Source organism: Moorena sp. SIO2C4, assembly GCF_010672485.1.
GTDB lineage: Bacteria > Cyanobacteriota > Cyanobacteriia > Cyanobacteriales > Coleofasciculaceae > Moorena > Moorena producens.
The window spans coordinates 1-7,147 of the sequence record NZ_JAAHGN010000326.1; the positions used below are offsets into that span (position 1 = coordinate 1).

The 7,147-nt window shown below is 41.2% G+C and carries 8 protein-coding genes; 7 read left to right on the forward strand and 1 reads right to left on the reverse strand.

The annotated features are described in order from the left end of the window. Nucleotides 1-229: 229 nt before the first annotated feature. Complete coding sequence (locus F6K20_RS17720) at nt 230-766, reverse strand: hypothetical protein (protein WP_008189846.1); 537 nt, start codon at nt 764-766, stop codon at nt 230-232. 195 nt (nt 767-961) lie between these two features. Here F6K20_RS17720 and F6K20_RS17725 point away from each other — a divergent pair, with 195 nt between their 5' ends. The 7 genes from F6K20_RS17725 to F6K20_RS17755 all read left to right on the forward strand — a co-directional run. Next, nucleotides 962-1,921, forward strand: a complete 960-nt coding sequence (locus tag F6K20_RS17725; RefSeq protein ID WP_044495393.1) for a YihY/virulence factor BrkB family protein — start codon at nt 962-964, stop codon at nt 1,919-1,921. A 394-nt stretch (nt 1,922-2,315) separates the two neighbouring features. Then, nucleotides 2,316-3,611, forward strand: a complete 1,296-nt coding sequence (iscB, locus tag F6K20_RS17730; RefSeq protein WP_071102596.1) for an RNA-guided endonuclease IscB — start codon at nt 2,316-2,318, stop codon at nt 3,609-3,611. A gap of 93 nt (nt 3,612-3,704) precedes the next feature. Then, a complete protein-coding gene (locus F6K20_RS17735) occupies nt 3,705-4,181 on the forward strand; it encodes a DUF4112 domain-containing protein (RefSeq protein ID WP_287252417.1) in 477 nt (158 codons plus the stop codon). Between the two features lie 199 nt (nt 4,182-4,380). Further along, nucleotides 4,381-4,725 carry a CU044_2847 family protein gene (locus F6K20_RS17740; RefSeq protein ID WP_287295488.1) on the forward strand — a complete coding sequence of 115 codons (345 nt, stop codon included), beginning with the start codon at nt 4,381-4,383 and terminating at the stop codon, nt 4,723-4,725. A gap of 16 nt (nt 4,726-4,741) precedes the next feature. Continuing rightward, nucleotides 4,742-5,599: a trypsin-like peptidase domain-containing protein gene (locus F6K20_RS17745; RefSeq protein WP_287295491.1), complete on the forward strand. Its 858-nt coding sequence runs from the start codon at nt 4,742-4,744 to the stop codon at nt 5,597-5,599. A gap of 24 nt (nt 5,600-5,623) precedes the next feature. Continuing rightward, nucleotides 5,624-6,616: a hypothetical protein gene (locus F6K20_RS17750; RefSeq protein WP_287295493.1), complete on the forward strand. Its 993-nt coding sequence runs from the start codon at nt 5,624-5,626 to the stop codon at nt 6,614-6,616. Between the two features lie 9 nt (nt 6,617-6,625). Continuing rightward, nucleotides 6,626-7,147 (forward strand): AAA family ATPase (locus F6K20_RS17755; RefSeq protein ID WP_287295495.1); only part of this gene is annotated, 522 nt, incomplete at its 3' end.

Sequence of the window (7,147 nt, forward strand, 5' to 3'; positions counted from 1 at the left end):
TATCAGCTATCAGCTATCAGCTATCAGCTATCAGCTATCAGCTATCAGCTATCAGCTATCAGCTATCAGCTATCAGCTATCAGCTATCAGCTATCAGCTATCAGCTATCAGCTATCAGCTATCAGTTTGTGAATGAAAGAGGTAACCATTTTTTGATCTGAGTGAAGTCACGAAGCTGACCGCTGACCGCTGACCGCACCTCAAGTAGCACCTCAAGTAGCGCATATACTTACCAACTATCTTCATTGTCGAAGCTGGGAAGATCGGGAGATGGGGAATACTCGCTGACGGTAACCTCCTCTACCTGGGACGGTTTACTCTTTCTTTCCTTAGCCAGTTGCTCAACAGTATCACTAATCACAACCGTTAAGTTTTCCCGGGTTTGAGCATGGTTGGCTTGCTCAGTCTTTAAGGCATCGATTAAGCGATCGCGTTCTGCCATGACTGACTTAAGGGTTGCCCTTAATTCCTCGACCGTTTGCAGTTGTTCCACATTCTGCTCAATACTCGAAACCGTCTCCAGTTGATCTGATTTGAGTTGAAATCCGTCTTGTTGTAATTGTTGCAGTTGAGCCTTGAGAGTTTCGATTTGCTCTTGAGCAAGTTGGCTTTCGATACGCCGTTGCTGAGCTTCAGTATTATATAACTGACGCCAATGAGCTGCACTTTTATCCGCAGCCTGGCACTCTTTAATGCTATCGGCCAGCTGCTGCTTCAGTTCCTTGATTTGGGCTAACCATTCGGTAAGCGACCCATTGTTGCTCATCAACAACTACTCCATCGGCTATAGCACTAATCAAATTTAATCAAATTTAATTATGGTTGAGGGGGTCGGGTTAACGGTAAACTGTCAATAAAATATTAAAGTGTGTCAATTGAACTACTGAACACTAGTAATGGGCAAACTACGGGTAAAATTGGCAAATTAATTTGTAGCAAGCCCCTGCTCACATCAGAACCTATGCTATCTAAGCGTTTTTTTCGTTTCTTCCGTTTCTTTGGTTACCTGAATCTGGTAACCCTCAGGAAGACTTTCAAGCGTGCGATGGAACGTCGCTTAATGGGTCTATCTGCTGAAATGGCATATAACGCCATGTTAGCGCTTTTTCCAGCAATTTTAGCAATTCTGACAGCGATTGGCTTGTTTGAATATTCCTTACAATTAACCTGGTACCACCACCCTCCCGAGCTGAGTGAAGTGGCACAGAATCAAGCTCTGAAAATGATGAAGGAAGTAGGTCCGGCTCAGGCGGTGCAGCCAATTCAGGAATTTACCGAGCAGATTCACCTCAGCACCAATAGCAGTCTATTTTCCCTGAGTTTTATCATAGCCATTTGGGTATCTTCTGGGGCACTGAGTGCAGCGATGAATGCCCTTGATCACATCCACCACATCCCCCGAGAGCAACAACGACCGTTTTGGAAAGCTAAGTTGATTTCTCTAGGCTTAACCATTGGTAGTATCATACTGCTAGTGATTGCATCTTTTTTGGTATTTATCAGTCACTGGGTGCTAAAAACAGTCGTTGATACGAGTGGAGCTTCCATCTTGTTGACACTCTGGAGTCTGTTGACCTGGCCCGTAGCCCTGAGTATGGTGGCAGCATCCTTTGCCTTTATCTATCGCTACGGACCAAGCCGTTGGCAGCTAGGCACACCGATATTGCCAGGAGCAGTTTTAGCAGCCATTTCCTGGGCAGTGGCTTCAGGCTTGTTTCGGCACTACGTTACTGCCAATTTCAGCAATTACAACAAAGTCTATGGTACCGTAACAGCCGTGATTATCTTACAGCTTTGGCTTTACATGACTTCTCTGCTACTGTTATTAGGGGATCAATTGAATGTGATAGTAGGAGAAGCAATGCAAGCATCCCATCGGAGACCTAGACCAAGAAAATTAGCCAAGGCAAAAAAAACATGATATGAGCTGAAACACTTTTGAGAATTGAGAATTGAGAATTGAGAATTGAGAATTGAGAATTTAGAACTCACCATTCTGCCTTCTGCCTTCTGCCTTCTACATTCTACATTCTGCCTTCAACCTTCAACCAAACAACCTATTTAAGCCCGTCACGAACCCACCGCCCACGCCTAACGGCTATAACGGGGGCTTGAAAAAGTCCATGACGTGACCAGCCTAAGACTATTGAGTCTACGTTTTTTGAGCTATCACACCTTTAGATGCGTCGCTAGTCTTCTGCTCTGTGGTTAATAGTTAAACAGTCATAAACGGGTTAAGACAGTGCTATTAACAAGACAAACTCAAAAAACATTGGCTAAGCGAACTCACCCTAGCAATAGGAGAAAACACAATTATGCGTGTATTTGTACTTGACAAAGACTTTAAACCATTAGACCCTTGCCGTCCGGCTAGAGCCAGACTATTGCTCAAGCAAGGTAGAGCCAAAGTGTTTAGAAGGTATCCATTTACAATTATCCTAAAAGATTTGGAGGTAGGAAACTGTACGACTCATAATCACCAGTTAAAAATTGACCCAGGCGCAAAAACAACAGGCTTAGCAATTCTACAAGACAACACTGTTATCTGGGGTGCTGAAATAATGCATCGTGGATTTAAAATTCGAGACGCTTTAACCTCAAGACGGCAATTAAGACGTTCTCGCCGTAACCGCAAAACTCGCTATAGAAAACCTCGTTTTCTTAATCGGAAACGTCCTTTGGAGTGGCTAGCACCCAGTTTAATGTCTAGAGTTCATAATATCCTGACTTGGGTTAAAAAGCTAATTCGGTTTTGTCCCATGACGGGTATTTCTCAAGAATTGGTACGGTTCGACACTCAAAAAATGGAAAACCCAGAAATCTCCGGTACTGAGTATCAACAAGGCACTTTGTACGGCTACGAAATTCGAGAGTACTTGCTTGAAAAATGGAACCGTAAATGCGCCTACTGTGGTGCAACAGATACCAGGCTAGAAGTCGAACATATTAAACCAAGATCTAATGGTGGTTCCGATAGGGTTAGTAACCTGGCAATAGCTTGTCACGATTGTAACCAAGCCAAAGGAAACCAGGATATCAAACAATTCTTATCAAGGAAGCCTGATGTATTGAAGCGAGTCCTGTCTCAATCTAAACGATCATTAGCTGATACCGCTGCGGTCAATTCGACTCGCTGGAAGCTGTACAAAGAACTCAAGTCTACTGGATTGCCAGTAGAAACGGGTTCGGGAGGCCAGACTAAATATAATCGACGTCGGTTTAACCTAGTTAAAACACATTGGCTTGATGCCGCTTGTGTGGGGAAGGTTGAAGCCATTTATGTCGAAAATTGCCAATTTTTATTAATTATGGCCAAAGGTCATGGAACTCGCCAAATCTGTCGAACAGATAAATTTGGGTTTCCGAAGCGTTATTGTTCAAGAACTAAGATCCACAAAGGTTTCCAGACCGGAGATATTGTCAAAGCAATTGTTACTAAAGGCAAAAAGATCGGAACTTATGTTGGACGTGTCGCCACTCGTAAAACTGGCTCGTTTAACATTTCGACTGCCAACGGATTGATTCAAGGAATCAGTTACAAGTACTGTACACCAATTCACAAAAAGGATGGATATTCATATCAAATTAATACCCTGTCCTCCCTTTCCTGAGTGCCTGTCACCTGGGGTTTCCCCAGGTGTTTATATGCCACGTCCTTTTGCTAACCTTTCAGGTATAGCGGGGGTCTCCAGGGAGGCGGAAAGATGAGGAATGATCGCAAAACATCTACCTTAAGGCGTGTACGTCGGGTAAGCTACCTACTGGACAATGCTATTCCTATCCCAGGAACAGGTTATCGGATTGGTTTAGATCCCATCATTGGTCTGTTACCAGGGGGTGGTGATTTTGTGGGAACTATCATTTCATCATACATTGTCGTAGAAGCAGCACGACTGGGAGTGTCTAGATCTACCTTGGTGGAGATGGTGCTGAATATCCTTCTTGAGACAGTTACTGGGTCTGTACCGGTGTTAGGGGATCTGGTGGATGCGGCCTGGAAGGCAAATGTCAAAAATGTTGAGCTGTTAGAGAAAGAATTAAATGTATCATCATCACCACCACAAAAATCCGATTGGTTGTTTCTTATCTTACTGTTGGCAGGGTTGGCTGTAGTGTTGGTAGTTGCGGTTGGAATTAGTCTTGCGATCGTAGCGTGGGTGATCACGGCTATAACTAGCTGAGCAACAATGTCTGGCATTTGTGAATGGGACTTGTGTAGGGTGGGACATGAAACTGGCAAGATGCCAGTTCCACAGGGTGGGAAATGAAACTGGCAAGATGCCAGTTCTACTAAGATGCCTATTCCAGCCACGGCTCAAACAGCTAAAATAAGATTCACCCTGTCTGGAATTGGTGAATGGGAGTAAAAAGACACAAACAATGGAAGAAAAAAAATTAGCGCAATTTTCTCTAGCGGATGGAACTACATTTCTGGTAGAAGTGGAAGAACCAGAAAGCCGTGGTATTGAGCGAGTCTCCCTGGGATCGGGAAAAAAAGTCCTCAAGGCACGGCAGACCTTTGAAGAAGCTCTAGATCAAATCAAACCGGTGGCTTCTGCGGTGATCACCAAATTGCGTGACCTCAACCAACCTGCTGATGAAGTGGAGGTAAAATTTGGTTTGAAATTGACGGCAGATGCGGGAGCCGTCTTTGCCTCTGTGGGTGGCGAAGTGAGCTATGAAATTACTTTAAAATGGAGTAATAATAAGAATCAGAGCAAGTAGAGGATGAATTAAATAAATGGATTTTAATGTCCATAAGAGTTCAATTATTAGGATCTTTTATCAAGACCAAGTAGTTGGTATTGGCTTTCTGGTATCCGAACACTATGCGTTAACCTGTGCTCATGTCGTGGCAGAGGCATTGTTAATTGATAGCAGGACACAGAGCTCACCTGAAGGAGAAATAAACGTTGATTTTCCTTTACTTAATGGGACTAAATTTTCGGCCAGGGTGGTTTGCTGGCATCCTGAATCTCCTTTAGAAGATTCTGAGGAAGCCATAGAAGATATTGCAGTTTTGAAACTTGATCACCTTCCTGCTTCTGCTCACCAGACTCGCCTGCTGTTATCAGAAAATTTGGCAAATAATCGATTTAAAGTATTTGGCTGTCCTAGGAAAGTTCCGTTTGGAGTTTGGGCAACTGGGGTATTATCAGAGCAAAATGCTAAACAATGGTTTCAACTGGAAGATACTAAGGTAACTGGATACGGGATTGAACCAGGATTTAGTGGTTCTCCGGTTTGGGATGAAAAATTACAGGGAGTGGTGGGGATGGTAGTTGCTGCAGATACCAAGCGACAAACGGCAAAAGTCGCCTTTATGATTCCGACACAAATTTTAGTCAAAGCTTGGTCACACTTGGAGTCAATTGTGATCCGAACTCAGGCAAGAGAAAAGCCAATTAAACCTTTATCATCAGCAAAGAGAAAGTTCCTCGAACAAGAAAAAAAAGATTTGGAAGAAAAAATTAATGACATCCCCAATCAAATGAGATTCCTAGATCCTGCATCAAGTGACTATAAAAATCTCAAAAGAAGAAGTGATATATATTTTGAGGAGCTTGAAAAAATTGAAAATCAATTATTTAGTTTTTAGGGATTTAGTAGTTGACAGTAAAAAATGAATCGCAGAGACTTTCTTGAAGAAGAAAAAAAAGATTTAGAAGAAAAAATTAGTGACATCCCCAGTCAAATGAGATTCCTTGACCCTGCGTCAAGTGACTATAAAAATCTCAAAAGAAGAAGTGATATATATTTTTCTAAACTTGAAGAAATTGAAATTGAACTTAGTTCATATCAACAATCATCATTAACCAAGAATCAAAGAGGCAATCGCTTTGACAAAAAGCTACGAAAGATTGATTTTAAAAAGCCGAGAAATCGAATAAATCAAATTCTCAAAAAATTTGCTAGTACTCGTAAGGGAGGATCGGCTTTTTTTTTAATTGAAAATATCAAAGAAACTAAGGGAGAATTATTGGTTTATGATATTCGAGATGATCTAACCAAAGAAAGTGATGACTGGAGACATTACCCAATTAATGTGATAGCGAATAATATTGTAGATGAACAAAGTTTATTAAGGGCGATCGCAAACTTTATACCTAATTCTGATTCGGAGACTCAAACAATTGATAATACTCAACAGTACGCTATCAATATTATTGATAAAATAACGGCTGGTTTGCAAGTTGGGAGTCTTGTTTTTTTCGAATTGAATGATTGGGATGCTCTCGGGGAAAGTCAGGATTCATTATTATCCTGGTTTATGGAGTATTTTTGGATTCCTCTGACTAAAAAACAGTCTCAACTATCTCAGAATTCTGCAAATATTATAATTATTCTTTTTATGACCACTAGTTATTATTGTTTGTCAGAAAAATGTCAATGTTTACCTCATTTTAATCCACCCTCAAAATTTAATAAGCAAAAAATTTTTAAATTGGATTTACCAATAACATGGAGCGATAAAGATATTCGTGAATGGATTGAAGATACTTGTAAATATAATCGTCAAGACAGCTTGTTTGAATTAAACTACATCTTTAAGTATTCTAAAGGAAATCCAGAAAAAACCTGTTACATGTTGAAACAAAAATTTAATAAACTTTAGTTATAGCCTATGAATCCTCCTAAATACATCTTCCATAGCAATCCAAAACATCGACCTAAAACATGTCATCCAGATTCTCCCACAGAATTAGAACCCTATATTGCCGACAGCGAATTAATTGAAGCTGTGAATTTGGCAATTTTCCTGCAAAGACCCCTGTTAATTGAAGGAGAATCGGGATGTGGTAAAACCCGATTAGCAGTGGCAGTTGCTTATGAATTAGGGTTGCCCTTTTATCGCTGGGATATTCGCTCAACCACCAAAGTCCAAGAGGGATTATATGAATACGATGCGATTTTGCGGTTGCATGATGTCCAAACCCAAAACTTAACCCCGTCTATTAATCCGAAAACTGGACAACCCAGAAATCCTAAAGAACCAAACGATTACCGTGAACTAGGTCCCTTGGGAAAAGCCTTTCAATCCCACGACTATCCCGCAGTGTTGCTTATTGATGAAATTGACAAGGCTGATGTGGATTTCCCCAATGATTTACTGTCGATATTGGATAAACCTTGGAAATTTTTTATT

Coding starts and splice junctions, on each gene's coding strand:
- F6K20_RS17750 (WP_287295493.1), top strand. CDS start 5,624: ATGAATCGCAGAGACTTTCTTGAAGAAGAAAAAAAAGATTTAGAAGAA.
- F6K20_RS17725 (WP_044495393.1), top strand. CDS start 962: ATGCTATCTAAGCGTTTTTTTCGTTTCTTCCGTTTCTTTGGTTACCTG.
- F6K20_RS17745 (WP_287295491.1), top strand. CDS start 4,742: ATGGATTTTAATGTCCATAAGAGTTCAATTATTAGGATCTTTTATCAA.
- F6K20_RS17735 (WP_287252417.1), top strand. CDS start 3,705: ATGAGGAATGATCGCAAAACATCTACCTTAAGGCGTGTACGTCGGGTA.
- iscB (WP_071102596.1), top strand. CDS start 2,316: ATGCGTGTATTTGTACTTGACAAAGACTTTAAACCATTAGACCCTTGC.
- F6K20_RS17740 (WP_287295488.1), top strand. CDS start 4,381: ATGGAAGAAAAAAAATTAGCGCAATTTTCTCTAGCGGATGGAACTACA.
- F6K20_RS17720 (WP_008189846.1), bottom strand. CDS start 766: ATGAGCAACAATGGGTCGCTTACCGAATGGTTAGCCCAAATCAAGGAA.